Origin of the sequence: Providencia sp. PROV080 (assembly GCF_033688105.1) — a bacterium.
GTDB classification, from domain to species: Bacteria; Pseudomonadota; Gammaproteobacteria; order Enterobacterales; family Enterobacteriaceae; genus Providencia; species Providencia zhejiangensis.
The window spans coordinates 1,820,977-1,843,328 of sequence record NZ_CP096346.1 but is presented as its reverse complement, the minus strand read 5'-3'; the positions used below and the strand labels follow the sequence as shown (position 1 = coordinate 1,843,328).

The 22,352-nt window shown below is 40.5% G+C and carries 25 protein-coding genes, 1 tRNA gene and 1 pseudogene; 8 read left to right on the top strand and 19 right to left on the bottom strand.

The features are described 5' to 3' along the window. Positions 1-112: 112 nt before the first annotated feature. A complete protein-coding gene (hutI, locus tag M1F03_RS08010; RefSeq protein ID WP_163861085.1) occupies positions 113-1,351 on the bottom strand; it encodes an imidazolonepropionase in 1,239 nt (412 codons plus the stop codon). A gap of 336 nt (positions 1,352-1,687) precedes the next feature. On the opposite strand from hutI, the gene smrB reads away from it, so the two are divergent. After that, the gene (gene smrB / locus M1F03_RS08005; RefSeq protein ID WP_154623999.1) at positions 1,688-2,230 is read left to right on the top strand and encodes an endonuclease SmrB; all 543 of its coding nucleotides are present in this window, start codon (positions 1,688-1,690) and stop codon (positions 2,228-2,230) included. Positions 2,231-2,317: 87 nt separating this feature from the next. Here smrB and sixA read toward each other — a convergent pair whose 3' ends face one another. The 5 genes from sixA to M1F03_RS07980 all read right to left on the bottom strand — a co-directional run bounded on the left by sixA (position 2,318) and on the right by M1F03_RS07980 (position 8,870). After that, complete coding sequence (gene sixA / locus M1F03_RS08000; protein WP_154623998.1) at positions 2,318-2,800, bottom strand: phosphohistidine phosphatase SixA; 483 nt, start codon at positions 2,798-2,800, stop codon at positions 2,318-2,320. Between the two features lie 372 nt (positions 2,801-3,172). Next, complete coding sequence (gene fadJ, locus M1F03_RS07995; protein ID WP_318840121.1) at positions 3,173-5,350, bottom strand: fatty acid oxidation complex subunit alpha FadJ; 2,178 nt, start codon at positions 5,348-5,350, stop codon at positions 3,173-3,175. Further along, positions 5,350-6,669 carry an acetyl-CoA C-acyltransferase FadI gene (gene fadI, locus M1F03_RS07990; RefSeq protein WP_154623996.1) on the bottom strand — a complete coding sequence of 440 codons (1,320 nt, stop codon included), beginning with the start codon at positions 6,667-6,669 and terminating at the stop codon, positions 5,350-5,352. The genes fadJ and fadI overlap by 1 nt, the downstream gene beginning before the upstream one ends. 413 nt (positions 6,670-7,082) lie before the next feature. Beyond that, entirely contained in the window at positions 7,083-7,379 is a 297-nt protein-coding gene (locus tag M1F03_RS07985) for a YfcZ/YiiS family protein (protein ID WP_250000325.1), read from the bottom strand. A 406-nt stretch (positions 7,380-7,785) separates the two neighbouring features. Continuing rightward, positions 7,786-8,870 (bottom strand): IS3 family transposase gene (locus M1F03_RS07980; protein WP_374195714.1). Its coding sequence is split into 2 segments (ribosomal slippage): positions 7,786-8,609 and positions 8,609-8,870, totalling 1,086 coding nucleotides; the frame shifts between segments, so codons are not numbered across the junction. A 36-nt stretch (positions 8,871-8,906) separates the two neighbouring features. On the opposite strand from M1F03_RS07980, the gene fadL reads away from it, so the two are divergent. Further along, the gene (gene fadL, locus M1F03_RS07975; RefSeq protein ID WP_318840134.1) at positions 8,907-10,256 is read left to right on the top strand and encodes a long-chain fatty acid transporter FadL; all 1,350 of its coding nucleotides are present in this window, start codon (positions 8,907-8,909) and stop codon (positions 10,254-10,256) included. Positions 10,257-11,100: 844 nt separating this feature from the next. Here fadL and mlaA read toward each other — a convergent pair. Continuing rightward, positions 11,101-11,853, bottom strand: a complete 753-nt coding sequence (mlaA, locus tag M1F03_RS07970; RefSeq protein WP_154623994.1) for a phospholipid-binding lipoprotein MlaA — start codon at positions 11,851-11,853, stop codon at positions 11,101-11,103. A 553-nt stretch (positions 11,854-12,406) separates the two neighbouring features. On the opposite strand from mlaA, the gene M1F03_RS07965 reads away from it, so the two are divergent. Both M1F03_RS07965 and M1F03_RS07960 read left to right on the top strand, forming a co-directional pair. Continuing rightward, positions 12,407-12,481, top strand: a tRNA-Arg gene (locus M1F03_RS07965). A 412-nt stretch (positions 12,482-12,893) separates the two neighbouring features. After that, a complete protein-coding gene (locus tag M1F03_RS07960) occupies positions 12,894-13,103 on the top strand; it encodes a SymE family type I addiction module toxin (RefSeq protein ID WP_251463984.1) in 210 nt (69 codons plus the stop codon). Positions 13,104-13,136: 33 nt separating this feature from the next. Here M1F03_RS07960 and M1F03_RS07955 read toward each other — a convergent pair whose 3' ends face one another. Genes M1F03_RS07955 through M1F03_RS07950 form a run of 3 tightly spaced genes read right to left on the bottom strand, consistent with a single transcriptional unit; the run spans position 13,137 to position 14,580 of the window. Beyond that, positions 13,137-13,559, bottom strand: a complete 423-nt coding sequence (locus M1F03_RS07955; RefSeq protein WP_272657495.1) for a hypothetical protein — start codon at positions 13,557-13,559, stop codon at positions 13,137-13,139. A gap of 9 nt (positions 13,560-13,568) precedes the next feature. After that, a complete protein-coding gene (locus M1F03_RS20035) occupies positions 13,569-13,799 on the bottom strand; it encodes an EndoU domain-containing protein (RefSeq protein WP_369121001.1) in 231 nt (76 codons plus the stop codon). A gap of 16 nt (positions 13,800-13,815) precedes the next feature. Further along, on the bottom strand, positions 13,816-14,580 hold the full coding sequence (locus M1F03_RS07950) for a hypothetical protein (protein ID WP_251463979.1): 765 nt from the start codon (positions 14,578-14,580) through the stop codon (positions 13,816-13,818). Between M1F03_RS07950 and M1F03_RS07945 the strand changes: the two genes are divergently transcribed. Next, the gene (locus M1F03_RS07945) at positions 14,564-14,719 is read left to right on the top strand and encodes a SymE family type I addiction module toxin (protein ID WP_251463978.1); all 156 of its coding nucleotides are present in this window, start codon (positions 14,564-14,566) and stop codon (positions 14,717-14,719) included. The genes M1F03_RS07950 and M1F03_RS07945 overlap by 17 nt on opposite strands. A gap of 50 nt (positions 14,720-14,769) precedes the next feature. Here the strand turns inward: M1F03_RS07945 and cdiI are convergent, their stop codons facing one another. The 3 genes and pseudogenes from cdiI to M1F03_RS20030 form a co-directional block, all read right to left on the bottom strand. Then, positions 14,770-15,135: a ribonuclease toxin immunity protein CdiI gene (gene cdiI / locus M1F03_RS07940; protein ID WP_251463976.1), complete on the bottom strand. Its 366-nt coding sequence runs from the start codon at positions 15,133-15,135 to the stop codon at positions 14,770-14,772. 8 nt (positions 15,136-15,143) lie between these two features. Continuing rightward, positions 15,144-15,713, bottom strand: a complete 570-nt coding sequence (locus M1F03_RS07935; protein WP_251463974.1) for a CdiA family toxin C-terminal domain-containing protein — start codon at positions 15,711-15,713, stop codon at positions 15,144-15,146. Between the two features lie 249 nt (positions 15,714-15,962). Continuing rightward, positions 15,963-16,118, bottom strand: a pseudogene (locus M1F03_RS20030) (DUF6862 domain-containing protein); the annotation flags it as partial. 195 nt (positions 16,119-16,313) lie between these two features. Here M1F03_RS20030 and M1F03_RS07930 point away from each other — a divergent pair. Continuing rightward, entirely contained in the window at positions 16,314-16,544 is a 231-nt protein-coding gene (locus M1F03_RS07930) for a SymE family type I addiction module toxin (RefSeq protein ID WP_251463972.1), read from the top strand. Positions 16,545-16,796: 252 nt separating this feature from the next. Here M1F03_RS07930 and M1F03_RS07925 read toward each other — a convergent pair whose 3' ends face one another. Beyond that, positions 16,797-17,699: a hypothetical protein gene (locus M1F03_RS07925; RefSeq protein WP_154624913.1), complete on the bottom strand. Its 903-nt coding sequence runs from the start codon at positions 17,697-17,699 to the stop codon at positions 16,797-16,799. A 132-nt stretch (positions 17,700-17,831) separates the two neighbouring features. Between M1F03_RS07925 and M1F03_RS07920 the strand changes: the two genes are divergently transcribed. Next, on the top strand, positions 17,832-18,119 hold the full coding sequence (locus M1F03_RS07920) for a SymE family type I addiction module toxin (protein WP_272661224.1): 288 nt from the start codon (positions 17,832-17,834) through the stop codon (positions 18,117-18,119). Positions 18,120-18,167: 48 nt separating this feature from the next. Here M1F03_RS07920 and M1F03_RS07915 read toward each other — a convergent pair whose 3' ends face one another. Together M1F03_RS07915 and M1F03_RS07910 are read right to left on the bottom strand one after the other, a co-directional pair. Next, positions 18,168-18,395 carry a hypothetical protein gene (locus M1F03_RS07915; RefSeq protein ID WP_154624914.1) on the bottom strand — a complete coding sequence of 76 codons (228 nt, stop codon included), beginning with the start codon at positions 18,393-18,395 and terminating at the stop codon, positions 18,168-18,170. Position 18,396: 1 nt separating this feature from the next. Then, a complete protein-coding gene (locus M1F03_RS07910; protein ID WP_318840120.1) occupies positions 18,397-18,591 on the bottom strand; it encodes a hypothetical protein in 195 nt (64 codons plus the stop codon). A 295-nt stretch (positions 18,592-18,886) separates the two neighbouring features. On the opposite strand from M1F03_RS07910, the gene M1F03_RS07905 reads away from it, so the two are divergent. Beyond that, a protein-coding gene (locus tag M1F03_RS07905) for an IS3 family transposase (protein WP_374195714.1) occupies positions 18,887-19,971 on the top strand; the annotation gives its coding sequence in 2 pieces (ribosomal slippage) (positions 18,887-19,148 and positions 19,148-19,971; 1,086 coding nt in all). Here M1F03_RS07905 and M1F03_RS07900 read toward each other — a convergent pair. The 3 genes from M1F03_RS07900 to M1F03_RS07890 form a co-directional block, all read right to left on the bottom strand. After that, positions 19,968-20,660: a VENN motif pre-toxin domain-containing protein gene (locus M1F03_RS07900; protein ID WP_318840119.1), complete on the bottom strand. Its 693-nt coding sequence runs from the start codon at positions 20,658-20,660 to the stop codon at positions 19,968-19,970. The genes M1F03_RS07905 and M1F03_RS07900 overlap by 4 nt on opposite strands. A gap of 393 nt (positions 20,661-21,053) precedes the next feature. Then, positions 21,054-21,380: a hypothetical protein gene (locus tag M1F03_RS07895; protein WP_154624156.1), complete on the bottom strand. Its 327-nt coding sequence runs from the start codon at positions 21,378-21,380 to the stop codon at positions 21,054-21,056. Between the two features lie 2 nt (positions 21,381-21,382). After that, a complete protein-coding gene (locus M1F03_RS07890) occupies positions 21,383-22,150 on the bottom strand; it encodes a hypothetical protein (RefSeq protein WP_230085882.1) in 768 nt (255 codons plus the stop codon). Positions 22,151-22,352 lie beyond the last annotated feature (202 nt).

Sequence of the window (22,352 nt, the reverse complement as noted above, 5' to 3'; positions counted from 1 at the left end):
GACGTTTTTCAACTTATTTTTCAGAATCAATAAAAATAATGTGATGGATATTTCCATTGATACCTTAGTTCATTATTAAATAACCCTTAGCACAATATATCCCGCTGTTTAGTTAGTCATTTTGATGGCTAATTCTTCCTTGATAAACTCGCATATACAAAGGCTGACTCCCCTGCTCATAAATCATTTCAACAGGATCGACAGCATTCCACACGACAAAGTCTGCCTGATAGCCCGTTTTTAATTGTCCATGGCTATCTTCACGACCTAAAGCTTTCGCGGCATGGCAGGTCACGCCAGCCCAAATCTCTTCAGGTGTTAGTCTAAATAAAACGGCTGCCATGTTCATTATCATTCGCAACGATGCAAAAGGGCTTGTTCCTGGGTTAAAGTCTGTCGATACTGCCATGGGAACTTGGTGTTCACGCAATAAGTCTATCGGTGGCAACTTCGTTTCCCTTAAAAAATAAAATGCCCCCGGTAACAATACAGCAACCGTACCACTCTCTTTTAATGCGCGAATTCCTTTAAGATCAAGATATTCAATATGGTCAACTGAAAGCCCTTTAAAACTAGCCACCAATTCGCTGCCACCAAGATTTGATAGCTGCTCAACATGGCCTTTGACTGGAATGCCTAACTTTTGAGCCGCAGAAAATAATTTTTGGCTTTGCTCAAGTGAGAAACCGACACTTTCACAAAATACATCTACCGCTTCAAATAGCCCCTGCTCCCACAACTTAGGCATAATGTCACAACAAATCAGGTCAATATATTCATCTGATTTATCTTTATATTCAGGAGGTACAGTATGTGCTGATAATAGCGTGGAACTCACGGTCACTGGATAGGATTCAGCGAGTTTTTTTGCAACCATCAACTGCTTTTGCTCGCTTTCTAAGTCCAAACCATAGCCTGATTTCATTTCAATTGTCGTCACCCCTTCGCGGATCAAAGCTTCTAAACGCGGCTGTGAGACTTGATATAATTGCTCTTCATTGAGCGACCGTGTTGCCCTAACTGTTGAATTAATTCCACCACCTTGCTGGCTAATCGCTTCATAGGAGACACCATTCATACGTTGTTCCCACTCTGCGGCACGATTACCACCAAAAACAAGATGTGTATGGCAGTCAATTAGCCCTGGCGTCACTAAGCGCCCTTCGAGATCGATAACCTTCGCATCACGACTATCAAGTTCCCCCTTTGGAACAATTGCAACAATCAAGTTATCTCGCGTCACCATATCGTGATTTTCTAAAAGCCCATACGCCACATTGAGATTCGCATCCATGGTTGCAATACGTCCATTTCGCCAAATAACATCATGAGCAAGTGTTTTAAATGACATAATGAGTCCTATAAGGGTTAGTAATACCTTTTTATATTGATAAAACAATTTGTTATGTTTTCTATGACGTCAATCATGCTTAGATGTGATGATAAAAAGTCTCAGTAACACAACAGCTTGATACAGGTGCTACGCCATTAAATATAGCGTTTAGAATAAAAGGTCTATATATGTATATACAATTAGCCTAATAAAACAACGCTTGTCAATATAAACTCGGATATTTAGTTAAAAAATTGTTAGCTAAAGCTTATCTCTCAACGTTATATCCGCCACATCCCAAAATAGGTTACACTAAAGAAAATAAGATTGACGAAAAAAGACAGTTTATAAAAAATGAAAAATAAATTTGGGTTACAAGAAGATGATATTCTTCTATTTAAAGAGGCTATTCGCGGAACCAAAAAAATTCAGCAAGATCAAATGCTGCACCCACCTATTCGCGCTAAAGTGACACAACCTTCTGTAAAAAAAGTACAACAAGAACAAGTTGATGCTTCATTTTACTTTTCAGATGAGTTCCAACCCCAGTTGGAAGATGAAGGTCCTACACGCTATTTAAAACCGGGGTCAAACCCGTATGAGCTGAAAAAGTTGCGTAGAGGAGACTATGTTCCTGAACTATTCCTCGATTTACATGGCCTAACTCAAATGGAAGCTAAACAAGAAATTGGCGCACTAATCGCAGCATGTAAACGCGAAAATGTCTTCTGCGCCTGTATTATGCATGGTCATGGTAAACATATTTTAAAGCAGCAAACCCCACTTTGGTTAGCACAACATCCTGATATTATCGCTTTCCATCAAGCACCTAAAGAATGGGGAGGTAATGCATCTTTGCTACTACTTATTGAAACCCAAGAGCATACTAGACGCTAGCAAGCGACTGTTTAGTCAGTTGAAAAAAACTTACGTTTAAAAAATTCAAGGCCCCTTAAGGGGCAAATCGATAACATAAATCCGTGATTACTGATTCACAGAAAGCTGTGCTGGACTTAACATCCACTCAAGGTGAGCGTTATGACGTTTCACATCCAACTCAATACATGCAATTGAGGAGGTGATAAACATAGGTGGAGCCTCATGGGGGCATAATTCCGACACCAAATACCCCACCAGCGGTAAATGTGAAACCACCAGCACTGCATTAGCGCCCATTATTGCCAAATCACGAATATGATCAGCCACAAATGCCGCATTACCACCGGGGGTCAACATATCCATGACTGTCGCTTGATGAGGTAAGCTAAGATGTTCTCGCACAACCTGCAATGTTTGTTCAGCTCGGACATAAGGGCTAACAAGGATATTATCAATGGCAGGGTTACGTTTATTCAACCATTGAGCCATCAAGGCCGAATCATCTTTTCCCTTCTGGGTTAATACTCTAGCCGCATCACTCGCAGCCTGTAACGCTGCATCACCATGACGCATAATATAAACTTGCATAATCCACCATCTGAGTAGCCTAACGACAAGCATTGGCTAATCTTTTTGTTAATATAATTTGTTGTAAAAGTCACCATCAGTGGGGCGAAGAGTGATTCTGCATCAAACTTCTAGCAAATAAAATGACCTGAGTAGTTTTTTGTCACTGATTTTGTCTGAAAAACACATAAAATTTGGCACACTCTCTTAATCAAGGTATGTCAGGTATTTCATAAACAAATACTATTTTCCAACCGTTTACCTTAACAATAATCGTTCTACTCAACAAATAAAAAGCCTGATAATTGCCAACTGGAGCAAATATATCAGGCCTTGTATTCTGAGTTGTTAATCCGAGCTTTATCTAGTGAGCTAATGATTCTCAATCATCACTTACTGAAAAAATGTCTTATTTTCTTCTGCCATTTTGCATAAAAGCTCACACGGACGGAATTTATCACCATAACGTTCGGCTAGATTATTCATCGTATCCACTGTTTTTTGGATCCCAAGACTATCCATATAACGGAATGGCCCACCAAAGAAAGGAGGGAAACCAATACCAAAGACCGCACCGATATCACCATCACGTGCATTTTGAATAATCTTCTCATCTAAGCAGCGAACAGCTTCATTGAGCATAAGCATCACACAGCGTTCAGCAATATCAATTTTACTTAAATGGTTTTTTGGATGCACATTGATTAATGAATAGATGCTCTTATCTACCTGACGTTTTTTAGATTTTTTCCAAAAGCGCAGCTTAGAGGATGGTTGATGTCCATATAAATAAAAACCTTTCCCGTTTTTCTTACCTTTACGGTCATCTTTATTCACTTTGTCTAAAAGATCAGGCGCCTTGAACCTATCACCAAAGCGATTCACTAAAATAGGTAAGATTTTCGTTCCTACGTCAATACCGACTTCATCAAGTAAGTTGAATGGCCCGACAGGGAAACCAAAATCGACTAAAGCACTATCAATATGTTCAATTGATTCCCCAGCCATTAAACATTCGGCAGCTTCACATAAGTAAGGGGCTAAAATACGATTCACATAAAAACCTGCATCATCCCCAACCACGATTGCCGTTTTACCTTGGCGTTTGGCAAACGCCACGACGGTTGCGATCGTTTCATCATCTGTTTTTTGATGGGGGATCACTTCGACTAAAGGCATTTTATCGACAGGACTAAAGTAATGCAGACCAATCACTTTTTCTGGGTGAGCGGCAGGTTCAGCAATTTGATGAATAGGTAACGATGATGTATTTGATGCAAAAATGGCTTTTCCTTGAGTCACATTTTGTACTTCGGTCACCATTTTTCGTTTCAAAGCCAAATCTTCAAAAACAGCTTCAACAACGATATCTGCATGCTCAAAACCTTGATAAGTTAAGGTTCCTGATATTTTCGCCATCACAGCACTACGTTCACGCGCAAGCATTCGCCTTTTATTAACTCTTTGTGTTAATAACTCCCAGCTATACCCTAATGCGTGAGTTACCCCTTTATCATTAATATCTTTGATACGAACAGGAAGGTTACCTTTCATTGCTGTTACAAATGCAATGCCACCCCCCATCAAACCACCACCTAAGATACCAATTTGATTAAATTTTAATGGCTTAGCTGAAGATCCCGTTTCATTTTTCAATGACGTTGTAGCAAAGAATAGACTACGTAAAGCGGCTGATTCTGGTGTCATGACTAGCTCGCCAAACGCTTTTGCTTCCGCTTCGTATCCTGCTTTAGCACCTTTTTCAACACCCGTTTTGACCACTTGGATTATCTTTTCTGGTGCAGGATAATGCCCTTTGGTTTTGCGCATCACTGTTTGTTTGGCACTAGAAAAAACTTTATTACGTAATAAACTACTACTGAGTAGCCTTTGTTGCCACGGAAGTGGAGCACGTTGGACTTTGCCTTTTTTAGCCATCGCTATCGCTACATCTAACAAAATGGTGTCCGGTACGACATCATCAACCAGCCCCATTCTCTGTGCCTGTTTTGCGCGTAACTGCCTCCCAGTCAACATCATATCTAACGCATTGGGAATACCAATCAATTTAGGTAAACGTTGAGTGCCCCCAGACCCAGGTAGTAAACCAAGCTGTACCTCAGGCAAACCTAAACGGGTTTTCGTATCATTGGAACAGACCCTAACATGACACGCGAGCGCTAATTCTAGCCCCCCACCAAGACAAGCACCATGAATAGCAGCAACAATCGGCAATGGATAGCTCTCTAACTTATCAAAGAGTTTATGCCCTTCCCGCGATAACTCACTGGCTTCCTCTTTACTTTTACAATCCGCGATCATGCTAATATCCGCACCCGCGATAAAACTGTCTTTTTTACCCGAGGTGATGACTAGCCCTTTTAAGCCAGAAGTCGATTGCGCCTGCTGTAAAATGGCCAAAAATTGTTGTGCAAACTCCGCTTTTAGCGTGTTAACTTTTTCATTCGGCACATCAATGAAAATCACGCCAACCGTTTGAGCGTGAACCTCAAGGCGAAATGCATCTTGGATGCACTCTGCTTGAACTTCGGTTTCCGAATGGTGTGTCATTATTCCACCTCCAAAATCATTGCGGCACCTAAACCGCCCGCAGCACATGCTGTGGTTAAACCAAACCCACCACCACGTCGACGTAATTCATGAAGAGTTTGCGTCACCATACGCGCCCCTGTTGCAGCAAAGGGATGCCCATAAGCAATAGATCCCCCCAACACATTAAACTTATCCATATCTACTTCGCCAATTTCTTTTGATAGCCCCAATTTTTCTTGGGCAAATTGGCGGCTCGAAAAGAGTTTAATATTGGCCAATGTTTGGGCGGCAAAGGCTTCATGCATATCAATTAACGTTAAGTCTTGTAGTGACAAACCTGCCCGTTTAAGGGCTATCGGTGTTGCATAGGATGGACCTAATAACATGTCTTGCCAAACATCGATGGCTGAAAATGCAAAACTACGAATATAGCCTAACGGTGTATAGCCCAACGCTTTAGCACGAGATTCGGTCATCATTAACACAGCGGCAGCTCCGTCTGTTAATGGTGTACTATTCGCGGCGGTGACAGTACCGTGTTTACGGTCAAAGGCTGGTTTTAACTTAGCATAAGACGATAGGATAGAGTTGGTACGAATATTATTATCTTGTGTAAATGCTTGCTTGAATGGAGGCATATATGCCGTCATGACTTCTTGTTGCAACACACCACTTTCCCAAGCTTTAGTCGCAAGCAAATGTGAACGATGGGCAAGCTCATCTTGTTGTTCTCGGGTGATGTGATAGCTTTTTGCCATTTGTTCTGCGGTATCCCCCATGCGCAAACCAGTTGAATATTCAGCAACAGCTGGCGCAACGGGCAATAAATCCTTTAAACGCAATTTAGACATTAATGACAGTTTCTGACCAAAGGATTTGGCTTTGCTCAAAGATAAAAGTGTGGCTGCCAACTTTTTAGATACCCCAATAGGCAATACCGAAGATGAGTCTGCCCCTCCGGCGATCCCGATTGAGATATGCCCTGCCATCATGCTCTCAGCGATGTTCGCCATTGCTTGAAAGCTAGTAGCACACGCACGTGAAACACTATAAGCATCTGTCGAAACGCTCATGCCTGTTCCTAATACGATCTCCCGTGCAATATTAGGTGCTTCAGGCATCTGTACAACTTGCCCAAATACAAGTTGTTCAATAAGTTGCTTTTCTATACCGGTTCGGGTTAGCAACTCTGCAACAACGGCTTTTCCCAGATCAACTGCTGCAATTCCTTGATATGCTGTCGCTTGCTTGGCAAAAGGTAAACGAAGGCCGCTAATGATTGCGATCCTTTCCTTTGCCGGATAATTGCTTTCACCATGGTGGGAAAGTTGGTTCATGGTAGCTCCTGCTAAAAAGTGATAAAAAGTTTGATGACCTATAAACCTTTCATGTGTACCACGGCAGTAACCTGTTAGACCCATATTTTAAATATGATGGCATATGTGAATAAGCTGTTCCTCTCCCTCTCTTTTAAGAGTTGATAGAGAAAGTGTCACTTTCTTCAACATCACGTTGATAATGTACTACCGCCCAAAGAGGTCTGACCTGTCACCATTGTTAACATAAAATTTACATTCGGAAAATAGCAACATTGAGAAAATGCGAGCTTGCACACAACTTGATGAAGATTAATGAAAGAAAAAAGAAAAGAAACCAAGCGCGGAAAAAGAGATATGTTTACAATAAAGATCCTTCACTATCGTTAAATTTTACCATAGTGAAGGAAATGAAAAGTTAATCATCCGTTTGATTAACGCAAACCTAATTGAAAAATGAGACTTTCTGCTTCACAGCTAAACGTAAAATTAGCCGATAACTCAAACCGACCGTCAACATGGTCAATAGTATGGCTGATAACACAAGGATCTGATTCAACCGACCTTGCTTTTTCTGTCAGTTGTTTCAACATGGATTCTGCCTCTTCTTGGCTTGCGAATACATGCTGATACGACGCAGTGCAATCTTTGTTATCCAAAACTGTACCTACATCTACACAGCAGCAAGCAGCAGTCTCTTCCGCGCTACAACGGTTAATCGCATCAGTCATTTTATTCTCCAAATCAACACACTGTTAAGTGGTTATCATACCGCTGAAAAAGAGGGAAAAACCAGTGTGTCGCCAATAGAATCTCAGACTATCCGCTATAAGTTTGATCTAACCCCATAAATAATCATTAAAAGTAGAATCGCCCTCATCATATGTTGCCATTTTGTTAAATACGTCTCAATTTTGAAAACATTTTAGAGATAAACAAAAAACATACTTGCAACACATGAGGTGGTCAGACCTATACTCTAGTAACTGGTCTGATTTGTCATAGAGGCAAGCGACCCTACAATTCTGCGCTTCTTGCGATAGAAGTCGCCTACTATAAATAATAAACAAGAGGGTTTTGGTCATGAGCCAGAAAAACTGTAATCCCCCCACTTTTCACAGTAACTATTTATAGAGTTTAAGCTACCTGTAATCGCTGTCTCGGGGGTATTCCTCCAATCGCCGTATTCGGCCGCTCATTGTTATAAGTCCAAAGCCACTGTGTGGCAAGTTCTTGAGCGTGCTCAACGCTCTCAAATATATTTAAATCAAGCCATTCATGACGAGCTGTTCGGTTAAAGCGTTCAATGTAAGCATTTTGTGTAGGCTTGCCAGGCTGAATATAAAGTAAGGTAATTTGCTGCCGTGTTGCCCAGTTTATTAGCTCTCCTGAAATATATTCTGGTCCGTTGTCGCATCGTATCGCTTTGGGTTTACCGCGCCACTCGATGACTTGTTCTAACGACCGAATAACTCGTGCGCTAGGCAACGATAAATCAACATCAATCGCTAAGCATTCACGATTAAAATCATCAATGACATTAAAGGTTCGAATGCTGCGGCCACTGGCTAAGCTGTCTGACATAAAATCCATAGACCATACTTGGTTAATGGCTACAGGCACACTGAGGGCATCAGGCTTATCGCGTTTTAAGCGTTTGCGAGGCCTAATTCTAAGATTAAGCTCCAACTCACAATAAATTCGATAAACGCGCTTGTGGTTCCATGCGAAGCCCTTTACGTTGCGTAAATACAAGAAACATAGACCAAACCCCCAACGTTTTTTGTTTTCGGTTAGGCGTATTAGCCAGTCAGCAATCTGATCGTTTTCAGCATTAAGTTTACTTTGATAGTAAAAGCAGCTTTCGCTCACATTCATGCACAAGCAAGCAAAGCGAATGCTTATGTCATACTTAATTGCGGCAGCCTTAGCCATCTCCTTACGATGAGATGGCTTTATAACTTTCCCTCAAGCGCCTCCAAACGAATCTCAGCTTTGAGACGTTCTTCCGCATACATTTTTTTGAGCCGACGGTTTTCGTCTTCGAGTTCTTTCATTCGCTTCATCAACGAAGCATCCATACCGCCGAATTTAGCTCGCCACTTATAAAATGTTGCAGAGCTAACACCATGTTCTCGGCAGAGTTCTGGAACGGGCATACCACTTTCATTTTGTTTAATGATTGCCAATATCTGGCTATCAGTGAATTTTGATTTACGCATAGAAAACTCCTTGAGTTTATTTTAATAGAATTTTCTATAAATAACTGCTGCGATTTTTCGGGGGGATTACAAAACCTATTTACTCGATCAGCTTTAGCAATAGCAGTGGCAATGATTTCATCCAATGCGGGTGCCGCTGGTTTTTTGCTTAATGAATATTCCACATCTGCGCTCGGACGCGCATTTTCTGGTGCCGGCGCAATTGGCGATAACGCAAGTGAAGGTAGTCGTAACCCTGCTGCAATGATGTTATTCGATCGTCCAGCCATTTCAGTCGGTGCGGTTTATATCGACCCTAGTGTTGATATTAAAGGACGTGGGGCATCTCCTTTAGGAAGTAACTTGACTGCAAATGATATTGCACCAAGTGCACTAGTACCTAATGCTCACTTTATTTTTCCTATCAATGATAAGTGGGCTGTGGGCACATCCATGACCACCAACTTTGGCCTAGCAACTGACTTCAGTAAAAATTATGCTGCTGGCCCTATCGGCGGTAAAACTGACCTTAAAACCGCGAATTTAAATTTAAGTGGGGCATATCGCTTAAATGAGAATTTTAGCTTTGGCTTAGGTGTCAATGCCGTTTATGCCGATGCTGAAATCACCCGCCATGCAGGTGATTTAGGGAAATTAACACCACTACTTGGATTACCACCTATTCCAGCTAGTACCACAACGGCAAAACTCACAGGCGATGATTGGGGTTACGGTTGGAACGCGGGTATCCTCTATGAACTCAATCCGGACAACCGCTTTAGTTTGACTTACCGCTCTAAAGTGACGGTTAAATTTAAAGACGGTAAATACTCAAATGACCTACCAGCCAATTTACCAAGTAACCTGCCATTAGTCGGTACTGGTGGTGAAAAAATCAAAGGTAAACTTGACCTAAACCTGCCTGATATTTGGGAATTCTCAGGTTACCATAAAGTTGCCCCTCAATGGGCACTACACTACAGCGTAGCCTATACTGGCTGGAGCGAATTCAAAGATTTAACAGCATATCGCAGTAGTGATGGGAAAGAATTATTCCACAAGGCTGAAAACTTTAAAGATGCTTGGCGTTTTGCTGTCGGTACCACTTATTACTATGATGATAACTGGACATTCCGTACTGGTATTGCCTATGACGAAAGTCCTGTTCCAACCAAATATCGTTCAATTTCTATCCCAGACCAAGATCGCTACTGGTTAAGTGCGGGGACAACCTATGCATTTAACGAGAATGCTTCTGTAGACCTTGGTATTTCTTATATGTATGGTAAGAAAGTGAATATTTCAGAAAAACTAAGTGAGAGTGATAAAATTCCACTTCCAGCATATCAATTTAAATCTGAAGGATCGGCGTGGCTATACGGTGTGAACTTTAACTATACCTTCTAATCTGCCATTTCAAATATATAACAGGGGGAGTTATTCCCCTGTTATATTTTCTGATACAACAAGATAATCTAAACAACTCAATTGTATTATCAGTAAAAAATTCATCATTGAAGTTTATACAATCTTCCGTAATTTCTTCTACCTATTTCAAAAATTTCTTCACTGTCATTAAACAAAAAGCGCACAAATAAAATAACCTTTTTCGCACTAAAAACACCGTCTTTTCCGAACGATTTAACTAGCATTTGCTTTTCTTGATTAAAAATAAACATGGCATTCTAATTTAAATAGCAAAATACACTACTACGTTCTAGCTAAAAATGGGGATTAACGCCCTTCTAGCCTGAGTTACGCTTGACTTTTACCCCGCTGAATCTATAAATTAAGTTGTAGCTGATTAGTGAAATTCTTATCATTGGCACTATATTCAGCTTACCACTGTAAAACTATTTCAGTTTCTTTTGTATCAATCATTTCGTTGTAAATAGTTTTGCACTTCTTTTTCATAACATCACACACCCTGCATGTTCTTGTCACTATGCTGAGTACAATATAGTTATTGTTTAATTCGGTGTGGTATCACTGACATATAGGCAAAATAAATTAACGTTTAAGCGCTATAAAAAGCTAACCGTTAATGACTAAAGAGGCAAATATGACAACATAGGAGATATTGTATGGGAACATTATTTACGGTTGGCTTTATCGGTGTTTTAGGTGTTATTGCACTTATTGACGCTATCACTTCTCGAGGAAAACGAGGCAATGAATAATACTCTTATCACTCTCTAATGCTTAATCGCAAAAGAGAGTGATAGCTTCAACTCAGACTTAATCCTTGTTTCTAATCAATAGAATCTAATTCGCCTTCAATTGCAGCCGCATTAGGATTTTCTGTAGCTTTCAATTCCCCGCCACTAGACAAGAAATCATTACGCTGGAAATAAGCCTCGCGCATTAGCAAATACGGATCTGATGAATTTTTCAACAACCCGTCGGAATCAAGTAACTGTGACCGCGTTTCAATCCCTTCTAAGGCCCATTTACCTGCTGACATCCAAAATGTTAAATAGCTCAGCATCGGATATAGGTCATCGACTAGATTTCCCCCCTCTTCTCGCGGTGTGAAGCTGCCATACCCTGGCAATACCACATAAGGACCATAACCCACATCATAGTAGCCCAATGTATTACCAAAACGTTTAGGCTCTTCCTTAGCGAGCTGAGGGTTAGCCATTGAAGCAACATCAATAAGCCCACCAACACCAAATACGGTGTTAAGAAAGAAACGGTTAAAGTGTTTGAAACCTTGAGTGACTTCACCTCGTAGGAAGCTATTTAGCATGCTAGCAGGTTCTTCAAGGTTAACAAAAAAATTGGTTAAACCGTTACGCGCCGGCATAGGCACATAGTCACGCCAAGCAACAGCCACAGGCCTCAATACATAAGGATCTAACACATTGTAGTTAAAATTGAACATTGCTCGGTTAAAACCTTCGAGCGGATCTGAACGCTCCTGAGTTTCAGGATTAATTGAGCTCGAGCACCCAGCAAGCAAGACTCCCGCAAGAAGCATGCCACTCATGCGAAACTTCATAATACTCTCCATTCCCTGTACCACAGTCATGGCACTTTTCTTCGAATTATAAACCAATGTGTTTATATTAAAACCAAATAGATATAATTGTTAACCAATTTGAGTGCTCAAAATGACCAAGCAGCAATAATGTTAATTATACCCTATTTAAGTGAGCTTTTTTTATAAGAAAAGTGATCAAATGCACGATTGGTTAAGTCTGAGACCGTATCGTAGACAATAAATGGGTAACTTACGGTTATTTTGACTAATTATTTTATTGCTCCTGAGCTACAGCCCTGTTGAGTCAGATTGTTTATTTTTCATTCTATTCACCAGACCAATATAAGCCCTGCTTTCTTTCTAAACACATTTTTTACATCACCTAATGGATAGCGACATTAGGAATATGCCGCTAAATTGGCTACTTTTATATCTTAGACATCACATTGAACAAAAGTTAACCTAACGTCTTTTTTTTGCGCTTTTACAAAAGAAATTCAACGTAACAACTTGATTCAATTAGAAGTCAGAAGTAGAATGCCGGACGTTAACATTATAATACTTTCTTTGAGTCCCCTTAGTTAAATGGATATAACGAGCCCCTCCTAAGGGCTAGTTGTAGGTTCGATTCCTGCAGGGGACGCCATGACAAGCTAAACCAAACTATTCCCACCTAAACAAAAACCTTACCAAACCAATCACAGCAACTCTATGCTATACCGAACTAAACAAAGCTAAACTGACATAAACAAACTTCTGGGGGGAGTATTGGGGGTATCGTATATTCTGCTCGATTTCAATACCCCCAATGAAGCTAAAAATTAAACAAGTAAAAACGGCAAAGCCTAAAGATAAATCATATCGACTTTCTGATAGTTTGTTTATCCACCAATTGATAATCACTGTGCATTTCGGTTTCATTAGCATTCACCGAAGCCGTGGTATTCACTCGCTTCCAATACCGCGGCTTAAACTGCCATCCTGTTGCTTTGAGTTGCGCTTGTCGGTGGCTTATGAAGGTATTTTTGAATAAAAAGAGAAGTCAATAAGAGGATTAGATGCGGCAATTAGCACCGACGACTAAAGAAGAAGGGGGCAAAACCAGAAAGTATACAGTGGGTTACGTTTCCAACCAAAGTAAACCTCCCCCCAGCCCACAACTCACCTTAAGCGATAAGTGGTTGAATGAGTTGGGGTTTACGGTAGGCAGTCACTATCCCCTCACTCGCCAAGCCGGACAGTTGATTATCCGGCTGGCTGAGGAGTGAGAGTACTCAAGAAACCCCTGTGTAAAGCAGGGGCTATTTACGCTTAAACTTATGTGAAAAACTATCTAAAACACTTTTCACTGGTAAAGAAGCATTTTGCTCAAGATGGTATATTTTATCGTTAATCTTATTTAAATCATCTTCAGATAAACTGTGACTTCCCATAGATCTCAACGAGTCAACACAACTAATAAATAAGTCATAATCATCAGTATCAATGAGCGTTAAAATAATATTTAACTCATGACTATTTTTTAAATCCCCCAAGCATTCGACCAATCTAATTTTCCAAAATATAGATTTGTGCTCTAACACATCAAACAAATTAGACCAGTCTAGTTCATTGAATTTACTTAAAATTCTAGAGCATTCAACGATGCCGCAATCATACCAATAATCTCCAGGTTCATTGTCGTTACTAAAATCAGTAATACATAAATCAAATTCTTTATACATGTACATGCCTCAATCGGTCGGATTAAAGCCAGGAGCTGGCTTCCCACCTACAGGATACCCAGCTGTAAGTTGATTTCTTTTTTTAATCACATCAATTTCTATGCCATTAATTGTACCACGATGTAACGTTTCACCCGTTGAACTTCTTTGCCCAATAGCTGTGGAATTACCAATCTTCTTGACCGAGTCAATAATATTTTTATCTGACCAACTTTCAGGGAAAAGTGTACTCGTCTTAATTTTGGATAGATTTCCATCAGGAAACTGATGTCGTAAATTTTACAACTCTTGTACCATCTGGATTTAATCTTACTGCTTCTACCGCATAATTTGGATTTTCATTATTCACTGAAGGAGAGTGTCCCCCAATTAATTTATTTGAGTTTCCAACCCTTTGCCCTGACAGTATCTTAGTTTCTATTTCCGGTGAGACCACGGTTATATGGGGTTGATTAATTATCGGGCTAGTTTCTTTCCCCTTTTGCCCATTATTTTTCGCAGAATTATCGATTTTAGGAGTTTCAGTTCCGTTAGGTACCCCTTTCACACCTCCTGATGTAGTGGCTCGACCATCAATCAACCCTCTTTCATTCATCACAATCACTGCTGCTAAAATACCTGTTAGTTCTTTGAGGTTCTCTGTTTGTGATGAATGCTTATTGATTCTATTTTCTAATGCTGGCTCGAGTTTAGATATTGAATCTTTTACCATTTCTTGGCATTGAACATTACAATCTGGCAAGCCTTCTAATGTTTTTAGGCTTGATAATGCACTCTTCATGTCATTGGTTGATATTCCCCATCCTTCCGCTTGTGACTGAAGTTTTTTATCTGGTTTATCAATATCATGTTGTAACTGTTTTCTCTCTGCCGGTGTTTTTGCATTAGCGAATTCACCAACGAAAGTAATGATTTTTTCAGCATGTAAGAAGTTATTCTCAACTGTGGTCTTTCCTGCTTGACCTGAATTTGCTGCACTCGATGTATCATCAAGACAGTATACAGTGGGGTACTTGCCCAACCGACAGCGCCCGAACCCCAGCCCACAGCTGATAATCAGTGGTAAGTGGCTGAATGAGCTTGGGTTTACGGTCGGGAGTCACTTTACTCTCACTCGCCAAGCCGGACAGCTGATCATCCAGCTAACTGAGAGCGATTAGGATCATTAAGGAAGATCCCAAACCATTTTTGGGATCTTTATCCTATTTGATTATACTGGCATTTTTGATAATAAAGCACTTACGCTAGCTAAATCTTCGGGATGAGCTTTTAGGTACCTTTCACAAGCCATTCTGACATAACGATAACAGGTTTCTTTACTAACTATTATTGTATCCTCCTCAGTTGGAGGGTAACCCATTGCAAATTCAACACCTTCAAAATGATCCGATTCATCATAGCTATTCATATCAGGAAAATGACAATAGGCGCCATCTGTATTTAGCGCGCCTCCTTGTGAGAGTAGCTCAATAGCCCTCAAAAAATCACCATCTTCATACATACGATCAAAGTATGATGCAACAATGATATTTATACCCTCATCAATATCATGTTGATTAAAAAGCTCTTTTATCATGTAACCTCTTAATTAGGGTGGAAGTTTTTTACAGTTCCTGTTGATTTATCAACATATATTCTAAATGTAACTCCATCAACAGTTGCGTTAGCTTGACCACTTTTACTTGCCATTGCATCTTTATATCCTTTGGCTGCTGCTTGCTGCCCTAAGTCTAACATTTTTTGATCAGTATAAATTTTCGGGTCATAAACAGTTTTCTTAAATGGTTCCGCACCATTACCTTTATAGTTACCTGTTAAATTTCCTGCTGCATCCTTTGTCGGTATCCTATATTCAATTTGAGTAATACCTTTCACAGCTGTTGGTGTTTCACTAATAATTTGTAAACCTTTATCTTTAGCTGCTCCATAAAAAGCATCTGCGTTGTGAGCACCTGAAACACCGGCTTTTTGGGTGAATTTATCCATTGTTGCTAAATGTTTTGGTAATTCAATATGAAAGCTTATTCCATCAGGAAAAGTAACAATGGTTTCATTTTTAATAACTTCCAATTCAGGCCCACTATTAGTGCCTTTAGGAGGAGTTACGTTTGGTTTCACATTGGGTTTCGCGACACCTACACCAAATTGTTTCACCAATGATTGCGATATGGCCGCCCCTGACACTCCCTGTACAAGGTAAATTGAGCCAACATAGCGCCTTGCATACAGTTCAGCCTCACTGTCCGAGTAACCGTGACCTTTAAAGGCTTCGGTATAAGCTGCTACTAAATCAAACGCTTGTTGCGCTTCAGGCGAGGTGGAGTTCAGCAGTCGGTCAATTTCTTGATAACCTGCTTGCTGAGTTTTTGGATTCTGATAGGTCAGATCTACATAGGAGGCGATTTTATTTAACGCATCTTTTCGAGCCGCAGCACAGGTTGGGGTTGAACCACCTGAGCAGGTTTCTAGCAGTTGTTGAGTGCTTTCAACATCTTTAATTCGCAGCTCAGCGAGTTTCTGTTGCTCGACTTCTGTAATCTTCCCTTGCTTCTCTTTCAGCTCCAGTGACGTCTTCTGGCGGTGCTCTGAGTCGCTCAGATAGTTATTCTCAACAACAACTCATTCCATTGCAACTTGGCCAGATAAAACCACTTTTTTCTAGTCCACTCAGTGAGTTACAAGACAATTTTCCCAGTGCATTTTCGCGTTTGGGTTCGAACGCCCCGACATGAGCTTTTGGTTTTTGTAGAGCATATGTTTACAGTACTTTGTCGTAAAGTAAAAACACCGACGGCTAAAGCAGAAGTGGTAAAAACCAGAAACTATACAGTGGGTTACACTCCGAACCGCGGTAAACCCAACCCCAGCCCACAACTGATAATCAGTGGTAAGTGGCTGAATGAGCTTGTGTTTAGGGTCGGGAGTCACTTTACTCTCACACGCCAAGCCGGACAGTTGATTATCCGGCTGGCAGAAGGGGAGTAAAGAGGTTCAGGAGATCCCAGTATAGGGCTAGGATTACTACATTCAATAATTCCTAACGTATATTGAAACGATACATTAACCATATGGCAGCGCCAGCACAGCCACCAATAATGCTGCCTATCTCAAACCCACTTTTCCATTCCAGCTCAAGGACTGGTTTATCATTTAAAAGCCATTCTACTGATACAGCACTAATTGAAAAAACTATAGCGCAGAGTAATATTAGACAAAATAAATAGCATATTGAAGGCTTCATTTATTTTCTCCCTTATTTGCTTGTTCATTTACTTCAATAGGTTTTTTATTTTCTAAAACATTATAGTTTACAACTGAATTTCCATATTCCAAGCTAAATGAACCTAACCCACCTCCAATAATTCCCGGAGCAGGGCTAATCGTTGTTCCTTCTGTGATAAAATTTGAATATTTTGACTTGTCACTGTATTCAAATGCTTTTTTACTCGCCGACATCCCAAAGTGATGCTTAATTTCAGCTGCTTCCATTTTACTTGTAATGCTTGACCCAAGGCCATAACCTAACATAGTTCCAAAGCCTGCCCCGATCATGGCTGCTTCAGAGTCATTTCCTAATACTTGGCTTGTCAGGTAAGCACTTCCTACATTGAGTCCCATATTAGTTTGGAGTGATTTTCCTGTTCCCCCCCAACCTGTAACTCCCGAAGAAAAGAAGCTTAAATAATCAAATTTATCACCTGTATTTCCATTATAGAGCTGAACTCCACCATTAGCGCCCATGCTTAAACCAGAACCCGTTAATTTAGCGCCAGTCGATATATTCGAGCTTAATAAAGACTTGCCACCTGCTAATAATCCAAACACATTTTCAGGCTCTGCAACAAATGCTCCCAACCTATCCCAGTTATCTGATTTACTCATGCCATATTCGAGATCTTTTTGGTTTTCATATAAAACAGCATTTCTGACATCTTCATTGTCTAAAGAGCCGTATAACCATGTCGGTCTTTCTGCTGCTGAAATCCCGCCATCAAGTTTTAACCTTTCATATCCGGCAGTACAGTTCAGCGAATACCTATCACAATCTGCTTTGTATTTATCAGAGTTTTTTCTATTCAATTTAGAATACTGGTCAATAACTGGCTGACAGTCACTTCCTTCACTTCTACATTTCGTCATTGCCCTATCAAATTCTCTAGCTTCATTAAAGCTCAGATAGTTATTCTCAACAACAACTCATTCCATTGCAACTTGGCCAGATAAAACCACTTTTTCCTAGTTCACTCAGTAAGTTACAAGACAATTTTCCCAGTGCATTTTCTCGTTTGGACTCGAACGCCCCGACGTGCGTTTTTTGGTATTACAGTACAAGTTTCTACTATATCTTTTCGTAACGTAAAAACACCGACGGCTAAAGACGAAGTGGTCAAAACCAGACAATATACAGTGGGTTACGCCCCGAACCGAGGTAAACCCAACCCCAGTCCACAACTCACCTTAAGCGGTAAGTGGCTGAATGAGTTGGGGTTTACGGTGGGGAGTCACTTTACCCTCACTCGCCAAGCTGGACAGTTGATCATCCGGCTGGCTGAGGAGTAAAGTGACTAATAAGATAAACCTTATTCATTTTCAAAGCTTATCTTTTAGTTAATTACATTTAAACTTATTCAATATCCAAAGGCCTAATGCACCTACACTACCACCAATCGTGCTAAGTTTGACAAGGGTCCATAACTCATCAATACTGAAATTAAATTCTTTTCCATGAATTGCAGCTAATATAATATCAATAAGTATCGAAGAAACTAAACTGGCAACGAATATTACAAGTATAAATAATGGCAGCAAGACTAATAAAAATCGAAAGTTATTCATTTTACTTTCCCGTGTCATTCTTAATTTCATCGTTAATTCTACTATTTGTTTTTTCTGTTACTACTGAACTGGTAACATTACCAGCTACGCTAGGCCCCTTAGCTGGAGATAAGTCTTTTGATAACCCTAATTGTCCTTTATTCGCACCACCTTGTAATCTAGGGTTATATTTAGGATCTAAACCTTTTGTCTCCACATACTTCCATTTATTACTTCCCCACTTTATGAGACCGCCTAGTCCATAACCGATTCCTGAACTAATTCCGGTTGTTCCAGCACCGAGTAATGGATCTTCACCTTTTAATTCACTTGAAAGCCCCCCACCAAAAGCATTCCACCCTACTACACCATAAAAATTAGAGTCTTTAGTAATTCCACCTACGTGAGCAGCAATGAGTACATCAGTGTAATTAATGGGTTTGTAATCCCCCCGAAAAATCGCAGCAGTTATTTATAGAAAATTCTATTAAAATAAACTCAAGGAGTTTTCTATGCGTAAATCAAAATTCACTGATAGCCAGATATTGGCAATCATTAAACAAAATGAAAGTGGTATGCCCGTTCCAGAACTCTGCCGAGAACATGGTGTTAGCTCTGCAACATTTTATAAGTGGCGAGCTAAATTCGGCGGTATGGATGCTTCGTTGATGAAGCGAATGAAAGAACTCGAAGACGAAAACCGTCGGCTCAAAAAAATGTATGCGGAAGAACGTCTCAAAGCTGAGATTCGTTTGGAGGCGCTTGAGGGAAAGTTATAAAGCCATCTCATCGTAAGGAGATGGCTAAGGCTGCCGCAATTAAGTATGACATAAGCATTCGCTTTGCTTGCTTGTGCATGAATGTGAGCGAAAGCTGCTTTTACTATCAAAGTAAACTTAATGCTGAAAACGATCAGATTGCTGACTGGCTAATACGCCTAACCGAAAACAAAAAACGTTGGGGGTTTGGTCTATGTTTCTTGTATTTACGCAACGTAAAGGGCTTCGCATGGAACCACAAGCGCGTTTATCGAATTTATTGTGAGTTGGAGCTTAATCTTAGAATTAGGCCTCGCAAACGCTTAAAACGCGATAAGCCTGATGCCCTCAGTGTGCCTGTAGCCATTAACCAAGTATGGTCTATGGATTTTATGTCAGACAGCTTAGCCAGTGGCCGCAGCATTCGAACCTTTAATGTCATTGATGATTTTAATCGTGAATGCTTAGCGATTGATGTTGATTTATCGTTGCCTAGCGCACGAGTTATTCGGTCGTTAGAACAAGTCATCGAGTGGCGCGGTAAACCCAAAGCGATACGATGCGACAACGGACCAGAATATATTTCAGGAGAGCTAATAAACTGGGCAACACGGCAGCAAATTACCTTACTTTATATTCAGCCTGGCAAGCCTACACAAAATGCTTACATTGAACGCTTTAACCGAACAGCTCGTCATGAATGGCTTGATTTAAATATATTTGAGAGCGTTGAGCACGCTCAAGAACTTGCCACACAGTGGCTTTGGACTTATAACAATGAGCGGCCGAATACGGCGATTGGAGGAATACCCCCGAGACAGCGATTACAGGTAGCTTAAACTCTATAAATAGTTACTGTGAAAAGTGGGGGGATTACAGGTTTATCTCCAGATAACTGAATGAGGTAATTAGCACTTCCACCTATACCCGCTACAATAAGCCCTGTTCCTGAATATAATCCTAATCCAGCAACGCCAGCGGCATGTCCCGAGGTTTCTAAATTACCGTCATTAATACCTTTAGCAATTTCCGCTTTACAATTTTGATCGCAATCTTTGATATCAGCAAGCCAGAATCCAAGATTCCCACCGAGCCCAGCGCCAGACATAGTGTTATTCTCAACTGTGGTCTTCCCTGCTTGACCTGCATTTGCCGCACTTGAGGTATCACCACCCACCAAGCCACCAGCAATGCCCGCCGCCAGACTCGCAAATGCACTCACTGTTGCTTTTTCGTCTTCCGTCAGTTGGCTTGCAGCTTTGCCATACAGTTTCTCAGATAACATCCCCACCGCTTCTGCCGTCACTGTACCCAGTGATTGCGCACTCGCATTCGCCACCGCTTTGTTCACATCACCATTCACTAACCCTTGGATTAACGCTGTACCTGATTCGACTATGCGCCGTTTGTCTCCACCGACACCCCAACCCGATTGATTGATTTCAGCCTGAATGAGAACTGTGTAAACAGATCGATACGTTGAAGCCTGAAGACCAAGATATGATTTGTCATTTTTTAGATATGGCAATCGCCCAAGAGAAGATTAAACAGGTGATTGGCGTGATGAAGTAAATTATTTAAACGCGGATAAAACAGGTTGCAGCCTGCTTTATCCGCTAACCAGTGCAACTAACAGGTGTAGTCACCACGGCTAAGCGCGATTGTAGTGTAAAAACACCGACGACTAAAGAAGAAGTGGTCAAAACCAGACAGTATACAGTGGGTTACGTCCCCAACCGCAGTAACCCCCCCCCCCAGCCCACAACTCACCTTAAGCGGCAAGTGGCTGAAAGAGATGGGGGTCTGAGGTAGGCAGCCACTACACCCTCACTCGGCAAGCCGGCGAGTTGATCATCCGGTTGAGAGAGAGCGAGTAAGATCGTCAAAGAAAATCCCTGTATTTACAGGGATCTTCTTATAATTAATCGTTCAGTGAGCTAGTAATAAATGGTGTTATGACAATACTCAGATTGTCGTATCTTGCCTTATCTATCAATTTGATTATTTCGTTTATATAATCTATTGATTGCATTTCTGTTAGCTGGTCTTTCAGAGTATTAAACTCTCTTTTCAGTGCTAATAGCATTTCACTTCCTGTAAAAAATTCTTCATCGCAATTAGTTAACGCTGATAATATTGGGAAAGTAGCATTATTTAATGAAATAAATAAATTTTCATTTCCATCATAGTTACTCACAGACATTACTGAATCATATCGCTCAGTATCCCACAATAAAAAAGTATACATAATTAATTGACCCTTGTTTTACCTGGGAATGTATTTACTAGATTTCCATGTTTATCTGTAATAACAGTCATTGTAGATGTAGGATTGCCTCCACTTTTCGCATCAATACCTATTGGTCGCCCCATATCAACAAAATGCATATAGTTATCAGTAGTTTGGGAATAAATCACAGGAGATTTAACAACAGTATCTGATTGTAAGATTACTTTTAACTCATCTTTAGTCACTGTAAAATGGGATTTATTAGCACCCCATTCACCACCGTGTTTCTTCCATGCATAATCAAGTCCTGAGCCTGTAGAACCATCACCAACCCTTACATTAACACGTGACTGTGTAATTGAGTTTTTCCACTCTGGACTAACTTTCTCTGTAGGTAACGCATGTCCAGACTCTATGTTTTTAGGTGGGGTTACATCAGGTTTTACATTCGGCTTACCTGTAACTTTATTTCCGAGATAGCCACCTGATACAGTTGCGCTACCAATACCAAAATTGATTAAGCCATCAGCTATTTTGCCATCTGCAATTTGGGCAAGACCAGTTCCTGTTTGGTAAGAACCACCTGAAATCAGCGCCAATCGCATTAATTGGCTAGCTCTACCCGGACCGGCTAATAAAGCATCAGTACCAATCATCGCTTGCCATTCATGCCTAGCTTGAGTACTGAGTTGGCTTAATACTTTATTATATTCAGCTGTTAAATCAGGCAAATAATTCGGATATTTTAGTATTTGTTCGACGGCTTTGAAAGCATCCGCTTCACTCATCCCTCTTAACTGCAATTGCGTACCATACGCATTGAGATATTCAGTTAATACCGCTTCTTCGGCTTTATTCAGTGTGCCTTGCCTATACTGATAAAGTAACTTTTCGGTATAATTATCTTTATCAGTCAGATAGATAATATTTAAAGACGCCTCTTTTAGGTTTTTACCTGTTTTTTGGTCTTCAAGTGCTTTATCCCTTATC